This is a genomic window from Thermocrinis jamiesonii (assembly GCF_000702425.1).
In the GTDB taxonomy this organism is placed as follows: domain Bacteria; phylum Aquificota; class Aquificia; order Aquificales; family Aquificaceae; genus Thermocrinis; species Thermocrinis jamiesonii.
Map to the genome: position 1 here is coordinate 75,290 of NZ_JNIE01000004.1, position 21,932 is coordinate 97,221.

Here is a 21,932-nt window from a genome sequence, read left to right on the forward strand (position 1 = left end):
AAATTTATCTTTGTGAGGATAAGAAAGCCGGCAGTTGCAGGGAGTTTTTATCCAAAGGATCCAGAAAAGCTGAGAGAAGTGGTAAATAGACTGCTTGGAAATCCTACATCAAAAGTGCCACTGGGAGTAATAGCTCCTCATGCTGGTTATGCCTACAGTGGAAAGGTAGCAGGTAAGATCTATGGGCTTTTTAAAGGTTTTAAAGGTCTGAGTTTTCTGCTTATAGGTCCATCCCACTTTGTAGATTTTGTAGGTATTTCCTTTGGAGACTACGAATTTTTTGAAACCCCCTTAGGGCTGGTTAAGGTTGACAAGGATAGAATAGAGGCATTTCTTAAAAGATTCAACCTTCCGCAAGCCTTGGACAACCTACCACACTTAATGGAACATTCCTTAGAGGTTCAGCTACCCTTTTTACAGGTAGCTGTGGAAGAATTTTCCATAATACCAGTCCTTTACGGAAGGGTTAGGCCAGAATTCTTGTTGGAAGTCATAGAGTTTTTCTGTGAGGATGAAACTCGGTTTATTGTGAGTTCGGACCTAAGTCACTACTATCCAGACGAAATAGCAAGGCGCATAGACGCTTATTGCCATGAGGGTATTATCAAGTTGGACCAAAAGATTATGAAAAACTGCGAAGCCTGTGGAAAGGTTGGGATTTTAGCTTCTTTGATGTGGAGTAAAAGGAAAAACTTAAAACCAGAGCTTATAGCTTATGCTACATCTGCAGAAGCCTATGGGGATAGGGATATGGTGGTAGGATACGGCGGTTATGCCTTCTTTTCCTGAAGTAATACTACACAAAAACAAGCTATACCTTCCGATTGGCAAAAACCTTCTCTTGTTTTGCCTTTTACAGATATGCGCTCCTGCTCTATTCCCAAAAGCAAGGAAAGATTCTGTATTATCTTGTTTTTGATAGGTGCAATCTTTGGCTCGTCTGCAATTAAAGTGCAATCCACATTGACGATCATGTATCCTTTTTTTGAAACCTTCTCAAGGGCAGACTTTAAAAAGAGGCTAGATTGGGCTAATTTCCACCTCGGGTCTTTGTCCGAAAAGAGCTGACCTATATCTTCTTCTCCTACCGCTGAAAGAAGAGCGTCCGTTAAAGCATGAAGCAGAACATCTCCGTCAGAGTGTCCTTTAAGTCCCTTTGGAAAGTCTATTAGCACTCCTCCCAAAACTAAAGGCTTTCCTTCCTCAAAGTCGTGCGAATCAAACCCAAAACCTATCCTAAACATCAGAGTATATCCTTAAGGATATCTATCGCAAAATCTACATGCTGTTTTTGGATTATTAAAGGTGGAACAAACCTTATAACCCGCTCGGAAGTGCAGTTTATAAGCAGTCCCCTTTCTAAAGCCTTTAGGACCACCTCTTGGCAGTTTTCATTCCTTTCCAGTCCAAGCATAAGACCCTTTCCCTTTACTTTCCCAAAGGTGCTAAGCCTTTCTTTAAAATACTGTCCTACCTGTTCCACGTGATCCAAAAGCTTGGAAACCTTTTCTATAACTACCTTTGCGCAGGCACAGGCTAAAGGATTTCCCCCAAAGGTAGAGCCGTGACTCCCGGGCTTGAAAGCTTGGGCTATCTCCTCTTTTGCCAACACACAACCTATGGGAAAACCACCCCCAAGCCCCTTTGCCAAGGTGATAATGTCCGGTTCTATTCCATAATGCTCGTAAGCGTAAAACCTTCCAGTCCTTCCCACACCAGTTTGAACTTCATCCACTATAAGAAGAATACCTTCCCTTTTGCAGATTTCTTGAACTTCTTGAAGAAATTCCACATCAGCTTCGTTTATACCACCTTCTCCCTGTATAACTTCTAACATTATGCCAGCCGTTTCCTTTTTCAAAAGTCTTTTTACCGATTCTATGTTGTTAAACTCTGCGTAATCAAAACCTTCCAGCAATGGCTCAAAACCTGTATGGATCTTTTCTTGTGCAGTAGCGGACATAGCTCCAAAGGTCCTTCCGTGGAAACCATTTTTAAATGTTATTATCCTGTATCTTTTTTCTCCTTTTTCCCAAAAAAACCTTCTAACCAGCTTTATGGCTCCTTCGTTTGCTTCCGCCCCGCTGTTGCAGAAAAACACCTTTGCACTTGTCCAAAACCTCTCCACCAAAAGTTTTGCCACTTCCTCTTGCCATGGATTTTGGTATAGGTTGGAAACATGCCACAGTTTTCTTGTTTGCTCGCAAAGGGCATTTATCAAGTCTTCGTCCGAATGTCCAAGCACATTTACCGCCACACCCCCCACAAGGTCCAAGTATGCTTTACCCTTATCGTCATACAGATATACCCCCTTTCCGTAAACAAAGGAAACTGGAAGCCTTTTGTAGGTATCCATCAAAAAGCTCATGAAAGATACTCCTTCAGTCTTTCTAATGCAAGCTTTAGCTCATCTTCCTTTCTTGTGTATGCAAGCCTGACAAATTTGTGCGTGTTGTTTTTTCCAAAATCTACACCGGGGGTAAGGGCTACCTTTGCTTTTTTGAGTAGCTCAAATGCAAACTGGTATGAGTCTTGGGTGTATTCAGAAACATCCGCCCAAAGGTAAAAAGCGCCTTCCGGCTTTGCATCTATCTTTAAGAAATCCTTTACACCTTGGTAAAGCAAGTCCCTTCTTCTTTTAAAAGTTTGTTTTACTTGGGATAAGTAGTTGTAATCAAAGGCTCCCAAGGCAGCGTATTGACTAAGCGTTGGAGCACATATAAATACATTCTGAATAACAACCTCTGCGGGCCTTATAAGCTCCTCCGGAAGCACCATCCAACCAAGCCTAAACCCAGGCATGCAGAAAAACTTAGAAAATCCATTTATCACAATAGCTTTGTCCCAAAATTCAAGGGCAGTTCTTTCTTTTTTCTCATAAACCAGTCCATGGTAAATCTCGTCCGAAATCAGATATATCCCTCTCTCCTTGCAGTATTCGCAAAGATTTTTTAAATTCTCCTCATCGTACAAAGTGCCAGTGGGATTAGAGGGGGAAGAAATATGCACCGCTTTTACTTCCAAACCTTCCAAATGTTCTGGCGTTATCTGATAGTTGGTGCTTGCATCCACGTTTATAAAAACAGGCTCTATGTTTAGTAGGTTAGCAAAGTTTTTGTAGCAAGGATAAGACGGGTCCGCAAGGGCTATCTTATCGGAAGGTTCAAGAATTATAGAATAAGCAACCAAAAAAGCTCCAGAGGTGCCAGTGGTAATAACTATCCTGTTGGGTGAAACTTCTAAACCGTAATAATCCAAGTAATGCTTGGCTATTCTTTCTCTGAGTTCCCAAAGGCCCAAGGCGGGTGTATAGTTAAAAAGATTGTTCTTTATTGCAAAGTTTAGCCTTTCTATTACCTCCGGCGGAGGCTTTAGGTCCGGTTCTCCTATCTCCAAATGGGTCACATCGGGAATGTTTTGGGCTTCTCTAAGAAGATCCATTACTATGAAGGGGCTTATGTTTCTGTTGAACACAATAAAATTATTTTAAATGTGATAGAATAATTTCATGCAAATTAGAATGGCGGAGTCTCCCACAGAGGGACACCCGGACAAGCTGGCAGACTTGATTGCAGATGCCCTTTTGGATGAGTTTATAAAGAAAGACCCTTACAGTAGAGTTTCCTTAGAAGTTATGGTAATTTCAGGCATGACCTTTGTGGCGGGCCATGTATCAACGGAAGGTTATGTGGATATTCCAGGGGTGGTAAGGTCCATAATAAAAGAAGTAGGATATAACAAACCTGAACTTGGTTTTGATGCGGATGCTTCGGCGGTGATAATTTCCATAGAAGAGCAAAGCCCAGACATAGTCTTGGGACTATCTCAGGAAGGAGCGGGGGATACCGCTACGGTGGTTGGTTATGCCTGCAACGAAACAGAAAACTACATGCCCCTTCCCATAACCGTTGCCCATAGCTTAGCTAAAAAGATAGCGGAGTTAAGAAAGTTAGGAAAAGCACCGTTTATAAGACCGGACGGAAAGGCTTTGGTAACGGTAGCATACGAAGGCAACTCTCCTATCTTTGTAAAGGATATCATTCTCTTTGTTCAGCATGACCCAGACGTGTCCCTTGAAAAGCTAAGAGATTTCCTTATAGAGGAAGCGGTAAAAAAGGTTGTGCCAAGTAGATACATCAGCAAAGAAACGAGGATAATGGTAAATCCTTCTGGAAGGTTTGTTTTGGGAGGTCCTGTTGCAGACGTGGGGCAAACAGGTAGGAAAATAGTATCCGACGCATACGGAGATACCGCCTATTCTGGAGGAAGTGCCTTTTCCGGAAAGGATCCTACAAAGACTGACAGAAGCGCTTCTTATTTGGCAAGGATGATGGCAAAGCACGTGGTAGCCGGTGGCTACGCAGACAGGTGTTTGGTTCAGCTTGCTTATGCCTTTGGTGTTAGCGAGCCTATAGCCTTTGACATAGAAACTTATGGAACAGAAAGAATAGAAAAGGAAAGAATAAAAAAGGCCCTTCTTGAAATCTTTCCGCTTAACCCAAGGAGAATGATAGAGTTTTTGGATCTGAGAAAACCCATATACAAAAAGACCGCATGTTATGGGCACTTTGGCAAAGAAGAATTACCTTGGGAAAAGCTTACCAAGTTGGAGGAGTTAGCAGAAAAGTTAGGAGGAAGCATAAACTCATGAAAACTGGACTGATATACGATGACATATACTTGGAACACAACCAAAGGGGGCACCCGGAAAACAAAGACAGACTCATATGCATAGTGCAGGAGTTAGAAGCAAGAGGCCTATTCAAACACGTAATAAAGATAAAGCCAAGAAGGGCTTCTGTAGAAGAGGTTAGCCTAAACCACGATATAGGCTACATCCAAGAGATTCACGACTTTTGTTTGGCTGGAGGTGGATACTTAGACCCAGACACATACGCATACGGCCCATCTTACGAAGTAGCGCTCCACGCTGTAGGTGCGGTATTGGAAGGCATAGACAGCCTGCTCTCAAAAGAGGTGGAAGCGGTTTTTTGTGCTATAAGACCACCAGGGCACCATGCGGAGAGGTCAAAGGCTATGGGATTTTGCCTATTTAACAACATAGCAATCGGGGCTCACTACCTTTTGAAAAAGGGTCTAAGCAGGGTATTTATCATAGACTTTGATGCCCACCATGGAAACGGCACGCAAAGAAGTTTTTACGAAGAGGATAGAGTTTTTTACTTTTCCTCTCACGAGTATCCCTTCTATCCAGGCACAGGTTCAGCAGAAGAAAGGGGAGTAGGCAAAGGCTATGGATATACTTACAACGTTCCTCTTAGTGCAGGAGCAGGAGACAAGGAGTTTGAAGAGATATACTCAAAACTTGTCCCGAAGCTCATAAGAGAATACTCACCGGAGTTCCTCTTAGTTTCCGCAGGGTATGACATACACAAAGATGATCCCCTAACCTTTTTGAACGTAAGCACAGAAGGTATAGGAAAGATCGTGGAAAACATCTTAAAAACCGCAAAGGATTTAAACATTCCAATTCTCTTCGCCCTTGAAGGAGGATACAACCTAAAAGCCTTAGCCCAATCGGTAGCTTTGACCATAGAGAAGATGCTGGAGGCATAAATGCTAAAACGGATAAAACATTATCTTTTTCAATTCCTCTCTTTCCTCTTAGTTGCTTATGGCTTTTACCTTCTGTTTCTTTTGCTCCTTGATACGTTCCTCAGAATAAATAGACCATTAGCTTTCCCAATAGCAGGTTTGATTACCTTAACTTTGGTCATCCTCACCTTACTTTACTACCTTAAGCACAAAAGATTTCCTCTATGAGAATATTCTAAAAAGGTTATATAAGTTTTTTTAAAACCAGTATAAGAAAAAATTAATGAAGCTCTTTTAGCATGCTTTTATATTATTTTTTATGATAAGCATTATCATCAAGCTGCTGGTTGTGGGATTGCTCTTATATGGAAATGCTTTTGCCGATGATAAAATAAATAGGGCTATATCTGAAAACAAGTTGGTTGTATTCTACTTTAAAAGCCAGTTTTGTTCTTACTGTGCGCAGGTAGAGGACTTTGTTTTTTCAGATGAGGAAGTGTTTAAAAAGCTCTCCAACTTCGTGTTTGTAGAGTTAGACATAAGGTCAGATGAAGGAAGCAAGTTAGCCAGAAAGTTTGGTGTGCCAGGAACTCCCACCGTTGTGATATATGACCCAAAAACAGATAAGGTAGTTGGTTTGATCTTTGGTAGCAGACCAAAAGAGGACTATCTGAAAACCATAAACAAAGCTTGCAAGCTTTATAACATAAAAACCTGTTAGGAGGTTAAGCCATGAACAGAAGGAAGTTTTTACTGCTAAGTGCAGTGGCGGTAGCTGGGCTAACCCTAGCGCCAGCAATCAAGCCAGCCTTTGCCTCTTCCAAGTTAGAGGAAGAGATTAAGAAAAGGATAGGGGTTGATCTAAGTGCCATCAAAGAAAGTGCAGATATCAAGCTAACCGCCCCAACCATCGCAGAATCTGGAGCGAACGTGCCAATAACGGTAGAATCCACCATTCCTGTAGATAAGGTAGAAAGGCTTTGGATCTTTGTGGACAAAAATCCCGTACCGTGGATCGCAGATGTAAAGTTTACTCCAGAAAATGGAAAGGTTTATCTTTCTACAAGGATAAAGATGGGAGGAACTTCCAACGTTAGAGCTATTCTTCAGCTAAAGGACGGAACCTTTGTAATGGCAACAAAAGAGGTTAAGGTTACCGCCGGAGGTTGTGGTTAATAAAGTTTTTTAAATCAAACATAAAGGAGGTGTGGTATGGCTATAGGGACCGCTATAGTTCGTGTGCCAAAGGAAGCAAAAAAGGGTGAAATCATCAGAGTCCAAATGGTTATTACCCATCCTATGACGCCACCGAGGAAGGACCCGCAAACTGGGCAAGAAGTGCCTCCCCACAACTTAACCAAGCTCGTCCTTCTTTACAACGACAGAGTAGTTAGCGAGATGAACATGGGAGCGGGAGTGAGTGCCAATCCCTTTATAGCACTGCCTCTTAAGGTGGAGGAATCTGGGGTAATAAAGATAGCCTATGAAGACAACAAAGGAGGCAAATGGGAAAAAACCGCAGATATAAAAGTGGTGTAAAGGAGGTTTAAACCATGGGTAAGAAAGCTATTCTTCTGAGTGCTGTCCTCACCAGCCTTTTGGGGGCTGGCTTTGTAGGTTATAAGCACGCAAAAGCCCAAGACCAAGAGCTTTCCCCTGAAGAGGAAATAAGGCTTGTTCAGGAGTTCAACAGAATGCTGGCCGAAGGGATAAACCCAGGGGAGATATGGGCTGAAATGGGTAAGGAAGCGTTCAAGAAGTATAATCTTGACAAGTGTGATTTTGGTTTGGGACCAGGAAAGATAGAGGGAGCCCTTGCCCAACTTCCACGATACTTTCCAGATGCCAAAAAGGTAATGGACCTTGAGACAAGGATTGGTTGGTGTCTACAGCAGTATGCAGGTATGACACCAGACCAGGTTAAAAAGTTTGCAAAAGAGTGCTGGGGTAAAAGGCAGTGTATGGGAGAGTATGATGCAATAGTTATGTATATCTCCATGGCTTCCAACGGATATAAGATAAACGTAAATCTCAAGGATCCTCAAGTTAAGAGAATGTACGAGATAGGAAAGAGGATCTACTATACAAGGCTTGGACCTTGGGACTTTAACTGCGCTACCTGTCATGCGGGGCAAAAAGAAGCGAGAATAAGAGCAACCCGTCTTTGGAGTGCGGACAGACCAGGGGAAGCTGGAAAGGCTGTCTCTATATTCCCCAAATACTTGGTAAGATGGTCTCAGCCTATGACCATGCATTACAGATATGCGGAGTGTATAAGACAGATGAGATGGCCCACCTTTGAACCCCATTCGGACTTAGCAGTTGCTCTATCCACATTCCTGTATGCTACCGGCAACGGCACCGAAATAAAAGTACCAGGTATAGGGAGGTAAAAGATGAGGAAAAGAGTTTTGATTGCAAGCTTGTTAATAGCTGGTTTGCCACTTATCGCTGTATCTAAGCAAAAACAAAAAGAATCTGTGAAAGAAGAAGAAGTAATGGCAGTGCTAAAAAGTGGGCTAGATCAGGATCCAAGGTTTGCGTGGAAGCTCAATCAAGACGAATCCCAAAAAATATGCTCTAAGTATCCATCCAGAGAGGCAATGCCTGCAAAGGAAATTCAAAGGGTGATGGAGCTTGAAGCAAAAAATATAAAGTATCCACAGTGGGGTATATACTGGGGAGATTGGAATGAGGGTAAAAAGCTCGTGAATAGTTCAAGGGGTGGAAGGTTTGCAACTTATGGTTTTTCCGACAAACCTACAGATAAGGGTGGAAACTGCTATGCTTGCCACCTTATAGAAAAGGGAGTTCCCGGTGGAACGATGGGTCCCCAGCTTACAGGTTATGGCAAAAGGTATGGCATTACCAAAGAGAATATGAACACACCCGAAGGCTTGGAAAAGCTGAAAACCGTGTATAACATCATCTACAACGCTTGGTCTTTGTATCCCTGCTCGTCTATGCCCAGGTTTGGGTATCACGGCGCTCTTACCCCAGAGGATATAATAAATATAGCGACTTTCTTACTACATCCTGACTCTCCTGTAAACAAGTAAAGCACCTTTGCGGGGCTACTCCCCGCTTTTTAAACTAAAAAGAGGAGGCGAACATGGCAATCTCAAGAAGGGAATTGCTGAAAAGTTCTGCTTTTTTGGGTTTAATCGCTCTTGGTGGAACGTCTTTTGCAAAAAGGAGAAAGCCCTCTTTTGAAGAACTATTAGACTTTAAAAGTTACGGAAACCTTACTTTGATCTTTACTTCGGATATTCATGGACACTTAAAGCCAGTATATTTCCCAGAGCCCATGAATTTGTTAGCTCCCAACGAGCTAAGGGGAACGCCTGGTTTTCTAACTGGAACGGAATTTATGAAGTATTACAACATAAAACCCGGCAGTGTGGAAGCTTACACTATGACTTGCAGTAGCTTTATAAGGCTTGCAAGAGAATACGGAAAGACGGGTGGTGCTCCACAAATGGCTACTGTGATAAAGACCATTGTGCAACAAAGGGGAAGGGACAAGTGTCTCATTCTTGACGGTGGAGACACTTGGGTTACATCCGGTATATCCCTAAAAACAGATGGAATGGCAGTAGTAGATTGGCTAAACTACATAGGTTATGACTACATAGTGGGGCACTGGGACTTTACAGTAGGAAAGGAAAAGTTTTTGGAAATTGTCAATAAACACCTGAAGGCAAAGTTTATTTCCTACAACATAACTGATGACCTTTTTGGAGACCTTATATTCCCCCCATACGATGTAAGGGAGGTAAATGGTGTTAAGGTTGGAATAATAGGTAGCTCGTTCCCATTCACTCCCATAGCTAATCCAAGGGTTTACACAGAAGGTTGGAGGTTTGGAGTAAGACCAGAGGAGCTTCAAAATTACGTAAATGAGCTGAGGGAAAAGCACAAAGTAGATTTGGTCATTCTACTGTCCCACGATGGACTACCCTTAGACATAGCGCTGATGAAAATAGTAAAAGGAATAGACATAGTTATTTCTGGACATACCCACGATGTAACACCTGCGCCTGTGAAAGTTGGGGACACGCTTATAGTATCTCCGGGTAGCCATGGAAAGTTTGTGGGAAGAATGGACTTGGAAGTCAGTAAAGGTAAGCTTGTAGGATACAGGTTTAAGCTAATACCTGTTCTGTCGGAGGTAATACCCGAGGACAAAGGAGCTAAGGAGCTTGTGCAAAAGTGGTATAAGCCTTACGAAAAGGAATTCAACACAGTAATAGGCACAACGCGCACGTTCCTTTACAAGAGAGACACACTTTACAGCACTTGGGACAGGTTGATAGGAGAAGCTTTGGCAGATTATTTCCATGGAGTGGATGCGGTAATGTCCTTGGACGTCGCAACTTCTCCGGGCTATAGATGGGGTCCTGCAGTTCTTCCCAACAGTCCCATCAGAGTGGAGGACGTGTATAATGTGCTTGGTATAACTTACCCTGAGGTTTTCCTCCTAAGGAGAAAGGGAAGAGACCTTTTGGTGCTTTGGGAGGACATAGCGGATAACGTATTCAACCCAAACCCACTCTATCAGCAAGGTGGAGATATGTCAAGGATATATGGAGTGGAGTACGAACTGAAGATAAATGCCAAGCAAGGGGAAAGAATAAGAAACGTGAGAATAAAGGGCAAACCTCTTGAAGCGGACAAGGAATACCTTGTAGCAGTTTATGGCGGACCACCACCTCCAGGAGTGGAACCAGAAAAGGTAAATATCAGAGATATCGTGATAAACTACATAAAGAAAAAGAGGGAGATAGTGGTTGAGAGGAAGCCAAACGTGAAGGTTTTAGACCATCCCTACAACACAGATTGCTTTTGGAGGTAAAAATGGTAAAGGTGCTTTTAATTACCCTCCTGCTCTTTCTCTTTTCTTTTGCCAAAGACCCTATAAGGGCAATGTATCTGACCTATCCCCTAAGGGAAAAGGACTTCAAAAAGGCGGTGGATAAGTTAAAAGAAGGAATGGAAGGAAGACAGGTAAAAGTTATAAGAGTTTTAACCATCTCCGATGCTATAAGGGCGAGAGGTTCTACCGAATTTCCAAACTACTATGTTATCTTTGGTTGTGAAACGCCCAAGATGAAGGAAATTCTCACAAAAGCGCCAGCTTTGAGCAACGTCATTCCCTGTAGCATTGCGGTTCATCAATCAAAGGAGAATGGTAAAATATACGCTACGATAATAAACGAGAATATGTTTCTTTCTAAGTATGGACACAAGCTTACCAAAGAGGAAAGGATGGAGATAAAAAAGACTTATAGAAATATTAGGCTTGTCTTAACCCAAATGAGCGGTGTAAGGTTAAAACCTGCTAAGATGCAAGCTATAAACCAAGAACTGGTTTATGAAGAGGAAGTTAAAAATTTAGCCTACGACGATTTCAAGATACTTTTTAAGACATCCCTTGACGGGGTAAATATGAACGTGTTGGATGTGTTGGATGTTAGCGAAGAATCTCCAAAGTTTTCCATATTCTTAGCGTGTAACCTATCTTACGGAGAGGCAATACTTAAGGATATTCCCCAATTTGGCACTTTAGCACCCTGCAGGGTTTATGTTTACGAAAAACCTGACGGTTCGGTGGGTGTGGGATACATAAACATACCTTTCCTTTTAAAGTCTTACGAAAAACACATGAGCAAAGAGAAGGCTGAGATATTCCGCAAAGCGGATCAAGATATAAAATCTGCCATAAAAGAAGCAAAGGGTGAGTAACCTTAAAATAAATACTTGTGAAGGTTGTCATTTTAGAAGAGGGGGCAGACTTGGATGCCCTCTCTACCGCTTACGGCGTTTTGCTTCTTTACGATGATGCTTATCTTTTGAAACCCTCTTTGCTTTCAAGAAAAGCAAGTGAGGTATTCAAGAGGTTCAGAGATAGGTTCAGGGTAGTGGAGGAACTGCCACAGAAGTTTGACTTAGTGTTGGTGGATAGCCACAACTTACAGGATTATAAATCTTTTCAAGTAGAAGAGATCTACATATACGACCATCATCCCAAGGCTCCAAAAGGGTTTAAAGGTAAAGTGGATATGGTAGGAAGTGCAACAACGCTTATTGTAGAAGAGCTTCAGAGGTTAAACAAAAGAATATCTCCAGAAGATGCAACCATATTAGCCTTTGGCATATACGAGGATACGGGTAGTTTGACTTATGAGGGCACCACAGAAAGAGATGCGTTGGCTTTAGCTTGGCTTTTGAAAATGGGTGCCTCTTTGAGAACTATAAGAGAATACCTTAGGGAAAGCTTAAGTAGAGATGAGATAGATTTTTTAGCTAAGAGTTTGACTGCAGTTGAAAAACTTTTCTTAAATGATTCCAAGATAACGATCTTTGTTCTAAAGTCCGAAGACTATAATCCAGAATTTTTGCAGGTCATATACAGGTTAGAGGACATAAAAGATTCAGACGCCTTTTTCGTCATAGTTTCTGCGGGAAGTAAAACTTACCTTTTTGGAAGAGGATTAAAAGATAAATTTGACACTTCAAAGGTTTTGGAAGTGTTTGGAGGAGGAGGTCATTCCTTTGCCAGTGCAGTAAAGTTAGAAAATGTGGAGGCAGAGAGAGTCAAAACTATCTTGGTGCAGGTGCTAAAAGGAGAAAACCCTGCCATAAAGGTAAAGGATATTATGAACACTCCAGCTTTTGCAGTCAAAGAAGATCTTACAGTAGAGCAGGCTCTTTTTGAACTTACGAAAAGAAACTATGCAGGTGCTCCTGTAGTAGACGAGAAGGGTAGATTGGTAGGTGTGGTTTATAAGAAAGTGCTTTTGAAGGTTCATAAGCTCTTTCCTTCAAGGCAAGTAAAGGACTTTATGCAGTCTGACTTTCACACTCTCTCCACAGAAGATTTTATATGGGATGCGGAAAAGATCCTTTCTACTTTTGGTGAAAAGTTAATACCGGTGTTAGAAAATGGTAAGTTGGTTGGTGTGGTTACCCGGTTAGATCTGATGCAAGCTATAAGAAAACAAACTCAGCCCTTAAAGTCTTTGCATAAAAAGGTAAAGCTTCCTTCAAAGGTGGAAGAAATAGCAAAGAAGGTGGGCGAAGTTTGTAAAGAGCTTGGCTTTAGAGGATACCTTGTGGGGGGAGTGGTCAGGGACATACTTATGGGAAAAAATATATGGGACCTGGACTTTGTTATAGAAGGGAATGGCTTAGAAGTTGCCAAAAAGGTAGCAGAGCTTTATGGTGTAAATATCCATCCCTTTCCCCAGTTTGGAACAGCCCACTTGAAAGTGGGAGATTTTAAGCTTGAGTTTGCCACCACAAGAAGGGAAACCTATCCCCATCCCGGCGCATATCCCGAAGTGGAACCAGCTTCCATAAAAGAGGACCTTCTAAGAAGGGACTTTACCATAAACGCTATGGCCATATCAATCATGGAAGATGATTTTGGAACATTAATAGACTACTTTGGCGGGCTAAGGGACCTAAAGAACAAGTTAATAAGAATACTACATCCCCTTAGCTTCATAGAGGACCCAGTTAGAATACTCAGAGCCTTGCGCTTTGCAGGTAGGTTTGATTTCAAGTTGTCCAAAAGCACTGAGAAAGCTCTAAAAAATGCTTTATCCTTAGGTATTATCAAGCATGCGCCAAAAGGCAGACTTTTAAACGAGTTAAAGCTTGTGTTCAGAGAGGAAAAACTTCTCAACATCTTAAGGCTATACAGAGAGTATAGGATCTTAGAACAGTTGATAGAAGACTTCCAATGGACACCTAACTTAGAAGAAAAACTTGAAAAGTTGAGGGAAATTATCGTATGGCATCGCATAGAATTCCCAGACAGGGTTATAGAGTATGGATGGTTATACCTGATAATACTTTTGCAAAATGTAAAAGGGGAAGATTTTTTGATAAGGATGAGCGCACCCGGTTGGGTAAGGGAGCTATACACCCTTTATAAAACACAAGCTAACGAAATAATAAGAAAACTCCAACAAGCTAACAAAAATTCCGAAATCTACTTAACCCTCAAAGGATTCCACGAACCCTTTTATCTACTTATTGCGCTTGACGACAGGGTAAGACAAAAAGTAGTTCTATACATGGAAAAGCTCAGTAAGGTCAAGGTAGATGTATCAAAATTTGCGGGTTTGAAAGGCAAAGAGTTAGGAATGGCTATAGAATCGGAAAAGCTAAAACTAATGGATAGTATATAATTTCATCCATGGAACTTAAAAAGCTTCCCATAGTCGAATTTGAAGCGCCAATAGTTGAAATTAAAACTGAAACGCCCACCACAAAGACCCTTGTTTTCGCTCTAAACGGCATAGAGTTTAACTTTTATCCCGGACAGTACGTTATGCTTCAGGTTCCTTATCCAAACACAGGAGAAATATTAAAAAGGGCATATTCTATAGCTAATCCTCCCACTAAAAAAAACGTATTAGAGCTTACCATAAAGCGCACACCACAAGGAAAGGCTTCTGTTGTTCTTACACAGGAAGTTAAGGTAGGAGACAGGTTTAAAATAAAGGGTCCCTACGGGAAGTTTGTATGGTTACCAGAAATTTCCAAAAACATAGTGCTCATAGGAGCAGGTAGTGGTATAGTGCCCCTTATGTGTATGCTAAGGTATATAGTAGATGCAGGCCTTTCTGATGTGTTTGCTACGCTCCTTTATTCAAACACCCATTACGAAGAGATCATATACAGGGATGAGCTTGAGGCTATGAAAAAACACCGAAACATCAAGATTGTTCATACTCTTACAAGGGGCGCACCTGAAGGTTGGAATGGTTATACTGGAAGAATAAACGAGGATATGATAAAAAAGGAAGTTGGGGAATTAAGCGGTAAAGTCTATTATCTGTGTGGCCCACCAGCTTTTGTGGACGATATGAGCTGTATTCTTGAAAGGTTGGGTGTGGATAAAGAAAGCATAAAGAAGGAAAAGTATGATTAAATTTCAATTAATTTCAATAATAGTAAATAAGGAGGTAGAAGAATGAGAAAGCTATCTTTAGCACTACTACTAATGGGTGGGGTGGTGTTTGCTGAAAGCGCGCAAGAAAAGCAGTTGGACCCATGCGGTAGCCCAAAGGAAGTTTATTCAAAGTATATGCTGGACAAGTGCTATGAGGGATACTTTAAAGCTATAATGGAGGCGAAAAAATCTGCAGAAGAAGCTCTGAAAGTTGCGAATGAAGCAAACAAAAAGGTTAGCGATTTAGAAAGAAGGGTGGGGAAACTGGAAGGGATAGCAGACGATCATGAAAGGAGAATAAAAGCATTGGAGGGAAGAAGAGTGGAAGCGCCTAAACCCGAAGTGGGACCTTATAAGTGGCAATTGGAAGAGGTAGGCACCGTGTATTTTGATTTTAACAAGTTCAAAATAAAACCTTCGGAGGCAAGTAAATTAGACGAAATAGCTGGAAAAGTAAAAGAATCGGGTAAAGAAGTGTTGGTGGTTGGGTTTGCGGACAAAAGAGGACCATCCAACTACAACTTTAATCTTTCAATGTGGAGAGCACAGATGGTTGCCAGCTACTTAGCCCAAAAAGGCGTAGATATAGGCAAAATGAGGATAGCATCTTACGGAAAAGAAGTAGCAGATTTATTGGGTAAAAAATACTCTGATCAGAGAGCTGTTAAGGTATTCATAATACACTAAAAAGAAATTGGGGCGAATGCCTCACTTTATGCCCTTTTCTTTCAAATTGGTATAATTTTTAACTTCATGCTGGATAAGATCAGGAACTTTTCCATTATTGCCCACGTTGATCATGGTAAATCCACTTTGGCAGACAGGCTGTTGGAATTTACGGGCGCTGTCTCAAGGAGGGAACTAAAAGAACAGATGCTAGATACCTTAGAGATAGAGAGGGAAAGGGGGATAACAATAAAGCTTCAAGCGGTTAGGATGGAATACAAGGGATACGTTCTTCACCTTATAGACACACCGGGGCATGTGGATTTTTCTTATGAAGTTTCTCGTGCCTTAGCTGCTTGCGAAGGGGCCTTACTCTTGGTAGATGCGACTCAGGGCATAGAAGCCCAAACTGTAGCCAACTTTTGGAAGGCTGTGGAGCAAGACTTGGTTATCATACCGGTCATAAACAAAATAGACCTTCCCGCAGCTCAGCCTGAGAGGGTAAAAAAACAAATAGAGGATATATTAGGATTGGACCCAAATGAAGTTATCCTTGCCTCTGCGAAGGAAGGTATAGGTATAGAGGAGATCTTAGATGCAATAATAAAGCGCATTCCACCTCCAAAGGGTGATCCTCAGGCACCTTTAAAGGCTCTTATTTTTGACTCTTACTATGATCCCTACAGAGGAGCGGTAGCCTTTGTCAGAATTTTTGACGGAGAGGTAAAGCCTGGCACGAAGATAAGACTTTTTTCAACGGGCAAAGAGTTTGAAGTAACAGAAGTGGGTGCACAGACGCCCAAAATGACCAAGTTTGAAAAGTTATCCGCAGGTGAGGTAGGATACATTGCAGCATCTATAAAGGATGTGAGGGATATAAGGGTGGGGGATACGATAACTGACGCCAAAAGACCTGCAAAGGAGGCAGTGCCAGGATTTAGGCCTGCCAAACCCATGGTCTTTGCGGGACTTTACCCTTCTGAAGGATACACCTTTGAAGAGCTGAGGGATGCTTTGGAAAAGTATGCTATAAACGACGCTGCGCTGTATTATGAGCCAGAAAGTTCTCCAGCCTTGGGCATGGGCTTTAGGGTTGGTTTTCTGGGACTTTTGCACATGGAGATCGTGCAGGAAAGGTTGGAAAGAGAATACGGTGTAGGTTTGATTACAACCGCACCAAGCGTCGTATACAGGGTTAGATTTAAGAACGGAACAGTGAAGGAGATAAAAAATCCATCTGAGCTTCCGGAAAACTGGGGCCTTATAGAAGCCATAGAGGAACCCTTTGTAAGCATAACCATAATCACACCAAAGGAATATGTAGGAAGCATTATGAACCTGTGTCAGGAAAAGAGAGGGATACAAAAGAGCTTTAGGTATTTGGACCCTAACACCGCTATATTAGAGTATGAAATGCCGCTTAGTGAAATACTTCTTGATTTTCACGACAAGGTAAAAAGCCTCTCTAAGGGATATGCTTCTTACGATTATGAGTTTATAGGCTTTAGAAAGGAAGATTTGGTAAGGCTAAACGTATTTATAAACAACGAACCGGTGGATGCCCTATCTTTCATAGTTCATAGAGATAAGGCTTATAGAAGGGCTCGGCAGATCGTAGAAAAGCTAAAGGATGTAATTCCAAGACAGCTTTTTGAGGTTAAAGTGCAGGCAGGGATAGGCAGTAAAATAATAGCTTCTGAGAGAATACCACCACTGCGTGCCAATGTAACTGCCAAGTGTTATGGGGGGGATGTAACGAGGAAGAAGAAGCTTTTGGAAAAACAAAAAGAAGGTAAAAAGAGGCTAAAGCAGTTTGGAAAGGTAGAGCTTCCTCAGGAAGCCTTCCTAAGTGTGCTAAGGGTGGACTGACGATGATAAAACTTCTCTACTTTGCCATCTTAAAGGAGAAGATAGGCAAGCAAGAGGAAGACTTAGATTTTGTAGGAAGTGTAAAAGAGCTCAGGGAAAGGCTTATTGAGCTATACCCCCAGCTGAAAGATGTTTTAAAGGTTTGCCTTTTTGCGGTAGATTACGAATATATTGGAGAAGATTTCATACTCAAAGGGGGAGAAAAGGTTGCAGTAATACCCCCAGTTAGCGGTGGATAAAAAAGCTCTAATAATCAGATTTTCCTCTTTGGGTGATGTAGTCCTAACTTCCTGCCTTTTTGAACCGTTGATAAAAAGAGGTTTTAAACCACACCTGCTTACCTACACCCCCTACGGAGAAATCTTCAAGGACGATCCCAGGGTTGAAGTAATAGAGTTAAGAAAGGATGAACTTTTCAAAAACTTGGAAAGGCTTAAAGGTTTTGACCTGTATTTGGACATGCACAAAAATCTAAAAACTTTTATGCTTAGATTACTGTTAGGAGGCTTTTGGAGAAGCTATCCAAAAGAGAGTATAAGAAGAAGGCTTGCTATTAAGTTTAAAGCGCTTAGAACTTCCTACAGCGTGGTAGATTCTTACCTAAGAGCCATAGGGGAAAAGGGATATAGACCTTCCATCATCCTATCTGAAAATAGGCTCAATAGGTTAAAGCAAATTTACGGGGAAGGTTTTGTAGCCATATCTCCAGGAGCTAGGTATAAGAAAAAGAGATATCCACATTTCGTAAAAGTAGCGGAAAGGTTAAGGGAAAAGGGCATTAGGGTAGTTTTTGTAGGAGCCCAAGGAGAGTGTGAAGGAATGGATGGTTTTGAAAACCTCTGTGGAAAGCTTTCCCTCTTAGATACTGCGGGTATCATAAAGCTCGCCAAGGTTTTTGTTGGAAATGATTCTGGGCTTTTGCACATAGCAAGGGCTGTAAAAACCAAAGCGGTGCAAATATACGGGGGAACCCATCCTACCCTTGGTTTTTCCCTCTTTCCAGAAGAAGGAAAAGTTCTTGTGAAAAACTTACCATGTCAGCCTTGCACCCTCCACGGAAAGGGAAAATGTAAGTATGGAACTTATGAATGCTTAAACATCCCTCCAGAGGAGGTAGCAAGTGAAGTGCTTAAACTAATCTCTCAAGAAGGGCATTAGCACCACTTATCTTTTGATAGGCAGAGGAGATAACGTAATAGAGCTGTTCGCCTTCCGCTATAGTCAGATCATACAAAGTAAGACCAAGGTCCTTTAGTAGGTAGTATAGGGTTGAATACAGGTTATCATCGAGCTTTTTTGTTGGGTCTGGAATGTTTTTGTAAATTTCAAGTACGTAATCGCACAGTCTCTTTATGGTGTTGGCTATGTTTTTTATTTCAGGATCGTGCTTGTATAGAGAAATCACCTCTTCGTATCTTTCTTCTATCTCTTTTGAAAGAGTTCTAAATAGCATATCCTCCAATATCAAAACACTTCTATCCATGAATATCTCCTAACTGAGAAAGATAATCAAGTTCTACAAATTTGCAAGTATAGACTCTATACGGTTTAATAGTGCCTCTAAGCTTTCTGTTTGTTCCACCCCTTCCATACTGTATGTTTTGTAACCTAGAATCCTCTTATTAAGTATAAGAGCGTAGGCTATTTCAGAGAGCGTTCCCCAATGTCCTCCTATGGCTATAACAAACTCTCCGCTGGCGACAACTATGGGATTTCTGTTCCAGTTCATACCCGTATTTATCTTGATATCCACGTAAGGATTTGCCTCCTCTCCAGTGTAGGTAGTCATTATGCCTACAGTCAGACCCCCTTCCTCCTTTGCCCCTTTGCAAACCGCCTCCATAACACCACCCCTTCCACCACAGACCACTACCAAACCTTTTTTAGCTAAAAATCTACCCACCTGATATGCCACTTCGTATTCTTCTTCATTTGCCTGAGAGGATCCTATTACAGCAACAACTCTAAACATGTCTTATATATTTTATCTTCATCCCAAGACCTTCCACCGCCTGCCTAAACTCCTTGAACTTGAAAATTCTTCTATCGCACAGAATGATTGTGCCAAAGTCTTGAGAGCTTCTCATCATCCTTCCAAGTCCCTGCCTAAACTTTATAAGCGCCTTCATCTTTTGATATTCAAAAGGTTCTTCCCCAATCTCTTTTAAGTATCTTATTCTGTGATAAATAAGTGGATCTTCTGGGCTGTCAAAGGGAAGTTTAGCCATCAGTATTCCCTTTTCCCCCTTAACATCAATCCCAAACCAAAGACTTTCCAATCCAATAAGCGCCTTTATCTGTCCCTTTCTTAGAGCTTCAACGAGAAGAGACAATCTGTCTTCTCCTTGAATAGCTACACCTTCTTCGTCTTTAAAAAGTCCTAACTGTTCTTTATTTGTCAGCAAGACCAAAACCCTATCGTGGAGAGTCCTTAATCTTTTGTATGCCAGTTTTAAGCACTGTTCCCACTCTTCTTTCTCCTTTGGGTTTGCGTTATAAACTACAAACTCCACTCTGTGATATGGAAATGTGTGAGGAAGGTCGTAAAACTCCCCCACTATGCCCATAGTTTGGTAAAGATCCTCTGGGTCAACTGTAGCGGAGGTTATGATCACTCCCTTATAACCACTAAGGTCAAAGTATCCAGCTGGGAAGACGGGAAATTTTTCCAATCTGTAGTTAAAAGCCTTGAGCCTACTGCTCCACCTTCTGCTAACAGAAAATCCCATGTCTGCGGGAGGCGATTTCATAACTTTGTAAAAGTCCTTCAATCTTTGAATTTTTTTCTCCAAGAGTTCGTAAGTTTTTAGCTTTTTTATGACCCTTTCCTCTTCTTCTGTAGGTTCATCAAAGCTTACGTTAAGCTGAAAGTATTCTTCCCAGTTTAATAGACTGGACCGCTGAAGGTAATCCCTAAGTCTTAGACTGATCCACAGTTTAGAGATAAGGTAGTTTTTGATCTCTGATATGAGCTTTTCCTTTATTCTTTTGTAATAGAGGTTTATTGGTCTTATTATCAGCTCTTCAAAGTCCCTTAAGTAGGGGCTTAGGTCTTTAAGTGGTATTTGCTGTGTATCTTCGTTAAACATCTTTGAAAAATGGCGTTCAAAGAACTCTTCCACGTCCGCCTTTGCCTCCGGCAAAAACTGAGCTATTCTTTCCATTATCTCCACCCTTAAGGTGTAAGTAGATACACCGTCTGTTAAAGAGGAAGTTACGTATTTATCAAGCTCGTGGGCTTCATCTATTACCAAAAGTCTATCCTCTGGATTTTCAAACTCCTTAAGTGCCAAGAGGGCATGGTTTACTATAATGATCCTTGCCTTCCTCTCCCTTCTTTTTAACCTACTCCAATAATAACACTCTTCCCTGTATTTACAAATACCTCTGTAATGAGGAGTGCAGTAATCATCCTCTACGCAGATCTCTTTCCAAAGTTCCGCATCCACATGCGCGAATTCCCAATCTCCATCCCACTCACCTTTCAGCATATCTTCTATCTGGGAAGGTCTCTTATCGGATTGCAGTTGGTAGAACCTATCAAGGCACAGGTAATTACTCTTTCCTTTCAAAACCAAGTAGTCCAATTCCTCTCCTGTTAGGTAAGAGTGATAGACTTTTAGAGTTTCAATGTCCCTTCTTAACTGCTCCTGCAAAAGTTTGGTGCCTGTTGAGATTATGGCTTTCTGTCCTTTTTCCAGTATAGGTATAAGATAGCCGTATGTTTTACCTGTACCCGTTGGTGCTTGAATTATGCTTATTCCACCCTTTTCTATGGTATGGGATACAATTTGAAAAAACCTCTCCTGTGCTGGCCTTCTTTCAAGTCCTTTCTTTAACAGAAAGTTGTAAAGTTGGAAAGGCATTAGCCAGGAGGCCAGCTCATAGATCTTCCACCTATTAGGTGGAGGTGCAGATGAAACACACTCTGACCTGCGTGCTCACCAACGTTAAAGACCAACCTGTAACCACCTTTTGTGCTGTCTGGAGAAGCTAATCCAAACTCTTCCCCTATTTTCCTTGCTACGTAGAACATGTGTCCCACAATGTGTTCATCTTCCTGTTCCAAAGACTGAATGCCAAATATGTGCTTTTTGGGGACTATCAGTATGTGAATAGGTGCCACAGGGTTTATGTCGTGGAAGGCATACACCAAATCGTCCTCATACACACCCTTTGAAGGCGCTTCCTTTTTGATAATCTTACAAAATATACAGTCCTTCATCTTCTTTTACCTCCTATGTTGAATTTTTATCTGAACACCTCCGCCAACTTCTACATTGCTGGCTGATACAAAGACGCACGAACTCAAACTAATCAAGCAAAAACTTAAGGACACGATCAGTTTTGGATGCAGGAAGACCCATAACCGTGTAAAAGTCTCCCCTGATCCTTTCCACAAACTTAGCACCCAATCCTTGCACACCATAAGCGCCAGCCTTGTCCAATGGTTCTCCTGTTTTAATGTATTCATCAATCTCTTCATCGTCAATGTTTGTGAATTTAACCCAAGCGATGTCGTGGAATAGAACTTTGCCTTTGGGAGATAGAATGGCTACCGCAGTTATAACTTTGTGCCATCTACCAGACAATTCTCTTAGCATACTTTTTGCTTCCCTTTCGTCTTTTGGTTTTCCAAGAATTTTATTGTCCAACACCACTATTGTGTCTGCACCCAAAACTGTGGAAAATTTGTACTCCTTCCACACCTTAAACGCCTTTTTGTATGCCAATCTTCTTGCGTTTATCAGTGGATTCCCTTTGTATTCTTCTTCAATTCTCGATGGAATAACAAAGAAGTGATAGCCGAGCATTTTAAGTATTTCCACTCTTCTTTTAGACTCTGAAGCCAGTATGAGAAACCTCACGAAATTAA

Annotated in this window: 25 protein-coding genes; 17 read left to right on the forward strand and 8 right to left on the reverse strand. The window is 41.6% G+C overall.

Annotation, left to right across the window (positions count from 1 at the left end):
• Positions 1 to 12 precede the first annotated feature (12 nt).
• Positions 13 to 789, forward strand: a complete 777-nt coding sequence (amrB, locus tag K217_RS0104610) for an AmmeMemoRadiSam system protein B (RefSeq protein ID WP_038028113.1) — start codon at positions 13 to 15, stop codon at positions 787 to 789.
• On the opposite strand, the gene ispF is transcribed toward amrB, so the two are convergent.
• The 3 genes from ispF to K217_RS0104625 are packed head-to-tail and all read right to left on the reverse strand — an operon-like array spanning position 771 to position 3,441.
• Positions 771 to 1,244 carry a 2-C-methyl-D-erythritol 2,4-cyclodiphosphate synthase gene (ispF, locus tag K217_RS0104615; protein WP_029551960.1) on the reverse strand — a complete coding sequence of 158 codons (474 nt, stop codon included), beginning with the start codon at positions 1,242 to 1,244 and terminating at the stop codon, positions 771 to 773. The genes amrB and ispF overlap by 19 nt on opposite strands.
• Complete coding sequence (locus K217_RS0104620; RefSeq protein ID WP_029551961.1) at positions 1,244 to 2,368, reverse strand: aspartate aminotransferase family protein; 1,125 nt, start codon at positions 2,366 to 2,368, stop codon at positions 1,244 to 1,246. The genes ispF and K217_RS0104620 overlap by 1 nt, the downstream gene beginning before the upstream one ends.
• Positions 2,365 to 3,441: a pyridoxal phosphate-dependent aminotransferase gene (locus K217_RS0104625; protein ID WP_052178083.1), complete on the reverse strand. Its 1,077-nt coding sequence runs from the start codon at positions 3,439 to 3,441 to the stop codon at positions 2,365 to 2,367. Before K217_RS0104625 ends, K217_RS0104620 begins: the two co-directional genes overlap by 4 nt.
• Before the next feature lie 67 nt (positions 3,442 to 3,508).
• Here K217_RS0104625 and metK point away from each other — a divergent pair, with 67 nt between their 5' ends.
• From metK to K217_RS0104705, 16 genes are all read left to right on the forward strand, one after another.
• A complete protein-coding gene (gene metK, locus K217_RS0104630; protein WP_029551963.1) occupies positions 3,509 to 4,651 on the forward strand; it encodes a methionine adenosyltransferase in 1,143 nt (380 codons plus the stop codon).
• Positions 4,648 to 5,577: a histone deacetylase family protein gene (locus K217_RS0104635; RefSeq protein ID WP_029551964.1), complete on the forward strand. Its 930-nt coding sequence runs from the start codon at positions 4,648 to 4,650 to the stop codon at positions 5,575 to 5,577. Before metK ends, K217_RS0104635 begins: the two co-directional genes overlap by 4 nt.
• On the forward strand, positions 5,578 to 5,784 hold the full coding sequence (locus K217_RS0104640; RefSeq protein ID WP_029551965.1) for a hypothetical protein: 207 nt from the start codon (positions 5,578 to 5,580) through the stop codon (positions 5,782 to 5,784). It begins immediately after the preceding gene.
• Between the two features lie 91 nt (positions 5,785 to 5,875).
• Positions 5,876 to 6,277 (forward strand): thioredoxin fold domain-containing protein, encoded by a 402-nt coding sequence (locus tag K217_RS07485; RefSeq protein ID WP_052178086.1) that lies wholly within the window; start codon positions 5,876 to 5,878, stop codon positions 6,275 to 6,277.
• An 11-nt stretch (positions 6,278 to 6,288) separates the two neighbouring features.
• Entirely contained in the window at positions 6,289 to 6,732 is a 444-nt protein-coding gene (gene soxY, locus K217_RS0104650; protein ID WP_029551967.1) for a thiosulfate oxidation carrier protein SoxY, read from the forward strand.
• A 36-nt stretch (positions 6,733 to 6,768) separates the two neighbouring features.
• Complete coding sequence (soxZ, locus tag K217_RS0104655; protein WP_029551968.1) at positions 6,769 to 7,095, forward strand: thiosulfate oxidation carrier complex protein SoxZ; 327 nt, start codon at positions 6,769 to 6,771, stop codon at positions 7,093 to 7,095.
• A gap of 14 nt (positions 7,096 to 7,109) precedes the next feature.
• A complete protein-coding gene (gene soxA / locus K217_RS0104660; protein ID WP_052178087.1) occupies positions 7,110 to 7,949 on the forward strand; it encodes a sulfur oxidation c-type cytochrome SoxA in 840 nt (279 codons plus the stop codon).
• Positions 7,950 to 7,952: 3 nt separating this feature from the next.
• Entirely contained in the window at positions 7,953 to 8,615 is a 663-nt protein-coding gene (soxX, locus tag K217_RS0104665; protein WP_029551970.1) for a sulfur oxidation c-type cytochrome SoxX, read from the forward strand.
• Positions 8,616 to 8,668: 53 nt separating this feature from the next.
• A complete protein-coding gene (gene soxB / locus K217_RS0104670; RefSeq protein ID WP_029551971.1) occupies positions 8,669 to 10,411 on the forward strand; it encodes a thiosulfohydrolase SoxB in 1,743 nt (580 codons plus the stop codon).
• A 2-nt stretch (positions 10,412 to 10,413) separates the two neighbouring features.
• Positions 10,414 to 11,301, forward strand: a complete 888-nt coding sequence (locus tag K217_RS07640; protein WP_038028114.1) for a DUF302 domain-containing protein — start codon at positions 10,414 to 10,416, stop codon at positions 11,299 to 11,301.
• Between the two features lie 17 nt (positions 11,302 to 11,318).
• Complete coding sequence (locus tag K217_RS0104680; protein WP_029551973.1) at positions 11,319 to 13,754, forward strand: CBS domain-containing protein; 2,436 nt, start codon at positions 11,319 to 11,321, stop codon at positions 13,752 to 13,754.
• An 8-nt stretch (positions 13,755 to 13,762) separates the two neighbouring features.
• Positions 13,763 to 14,500 (forward strand): ferredoxin reductase, encoded by a 738-nt coding sequence (locus tag K217_RS0104685; protein WP_029551974.1) that lies wholly within the window; start codon positions 13,763 to 13,765, stop codon positions 14,498 to 14,500.
• A 42-nt stretch (positions 14,501 to 14,542) separates the two neighbouring features.
• On the forward strand, positions 14,543 to 15,208 hold the full coding sequence (locus K217_RS0104690) for an OmpA family protein (protein WP_029551975.1): 666 nt from the start codon (positions 14,543 to 14,545) through the stop codon (positions 15,206 to 15,208).
• Positions 15,209 to 15,274: 66 nt separating this feature from the next.
• Positions 15,275 to 17,056, forward strand: a complete 1,782-nt coding sequence (lepA, locus tag K217_RS0104695) for a translation elongation factor 4 (RefSeq protein WP_029551976.1) — start codon at positions 15,275 to 15,277, stop codon at positions 17,054 to 17,056.
• Between the two features lie 2 nt (positions 17,057 to 17,058).
• The gene (moaD, locus tag K217_RS0104700) at positions 17,059 to 17,295 is read left to right on the forward strand and encodes a molybdopterin converting factor subunit 1 (protein WP_029551977.1); all 237 of its coding nucleotides are present in this window, start codon (positions 17,059 to 17,061) and stop codon (positions 17,293 to 17,295) included.
• A 28-nt stretch (positions 17,296 to 17,323) separates the two neighbouring features.
• Positions 17,324 to 18,214 carry a glycosyltransferase family 9 protein gene (locus K217_RS0104705; RefSeq protein WP_231476993.1) on the forward strand — a complete coding sequence of 297 codons (891 nt, stop codon included), beginning with the start codon at positions 17,324 to 17,326 and terminating at the stop codon, positions 18,212 to 18,214.
• Here the strand turns inward: K217_RS0104705 and K217_RS0104710 are convergent.
• The 5 genes from K217_RS0104710 to K217_RS0104730 all read right to left on the reverse strand — a co-directional run bounded on the left by K217_RS0104710 (position 18,186) and on the right by K217_RS0104730 (position 21,924).
• Positions 18,186 to 18,539 carry a hypothetical protein gene (locus K217_RS0104710; RefSeq protein WP_029551979.1) on the reverse strand — a complete coding sequence of 118 codons (354 nt, stop codon included), beginning with the start codon at positions 18,537 to 18,539 and terminating at the stop codon, positions 18,186 to 18,188. The genes K217_RS0104705 and K217_RS0104710 overlap by 29 nt on opposite strands.
• A 33-nt stretch (positions 18,540 to 18,572) precedes the next feature.
• Positions 18,573 to 19,028, reverse strand: a complete 456-nt coding sequence (locus K217_RS0104715) for a TIGR00725 family protein (protein ID WP_029551980.1) — start codon at positions 19,026 to 19,028, stop codon at positions 18,573 to 18,575.
• Positions 19,021 to 20,922 (reverse strand): ATP-dependent DNA helicase, encoded by a 1,902-nt coding sequence (locus tag K217_RS0104720; protein WP_029551981.1) that lies wholly within the window; start codon positions 20,920 to 20,922, stop codon positions 19,021 to 19,023. Before K217_RS0104720 ends, K217_RS0104715 begins: the two co-directional genes overlap by 8 nt.
• Positions 20,922 to 21,281 (reverse strand): histidine triad nucleotide-binding protein, encoded by a 360-nt coding sequence (locus K217_RS0104725; RefSeq protein WP_029551982.1) that lies wholly within the window; start codon positions 21,279 to 21,281, stop codon positions 20,922 to 20,924. Before K217_RS0104725 ends, K217_RS0104720 begins: the two co-directional genes overlap by 1 nt.
• Before the next feature lie 88 nt (positions 21,282 to 21,369).
• Positions 21,370 to 21,924 (reverse strand): Maf family protein, encoded by a 555-nt coding sequence (locus tag K217_RS0104730; protein ID WP_029551983.1) that lies wholly within the window; start codon positions 21,922 to 21,924, stop codon positions 21,370 to 21,372.
• Between the last annotated feature and the right edge of the window lie 8 nt (positions 21,925 to 21,932).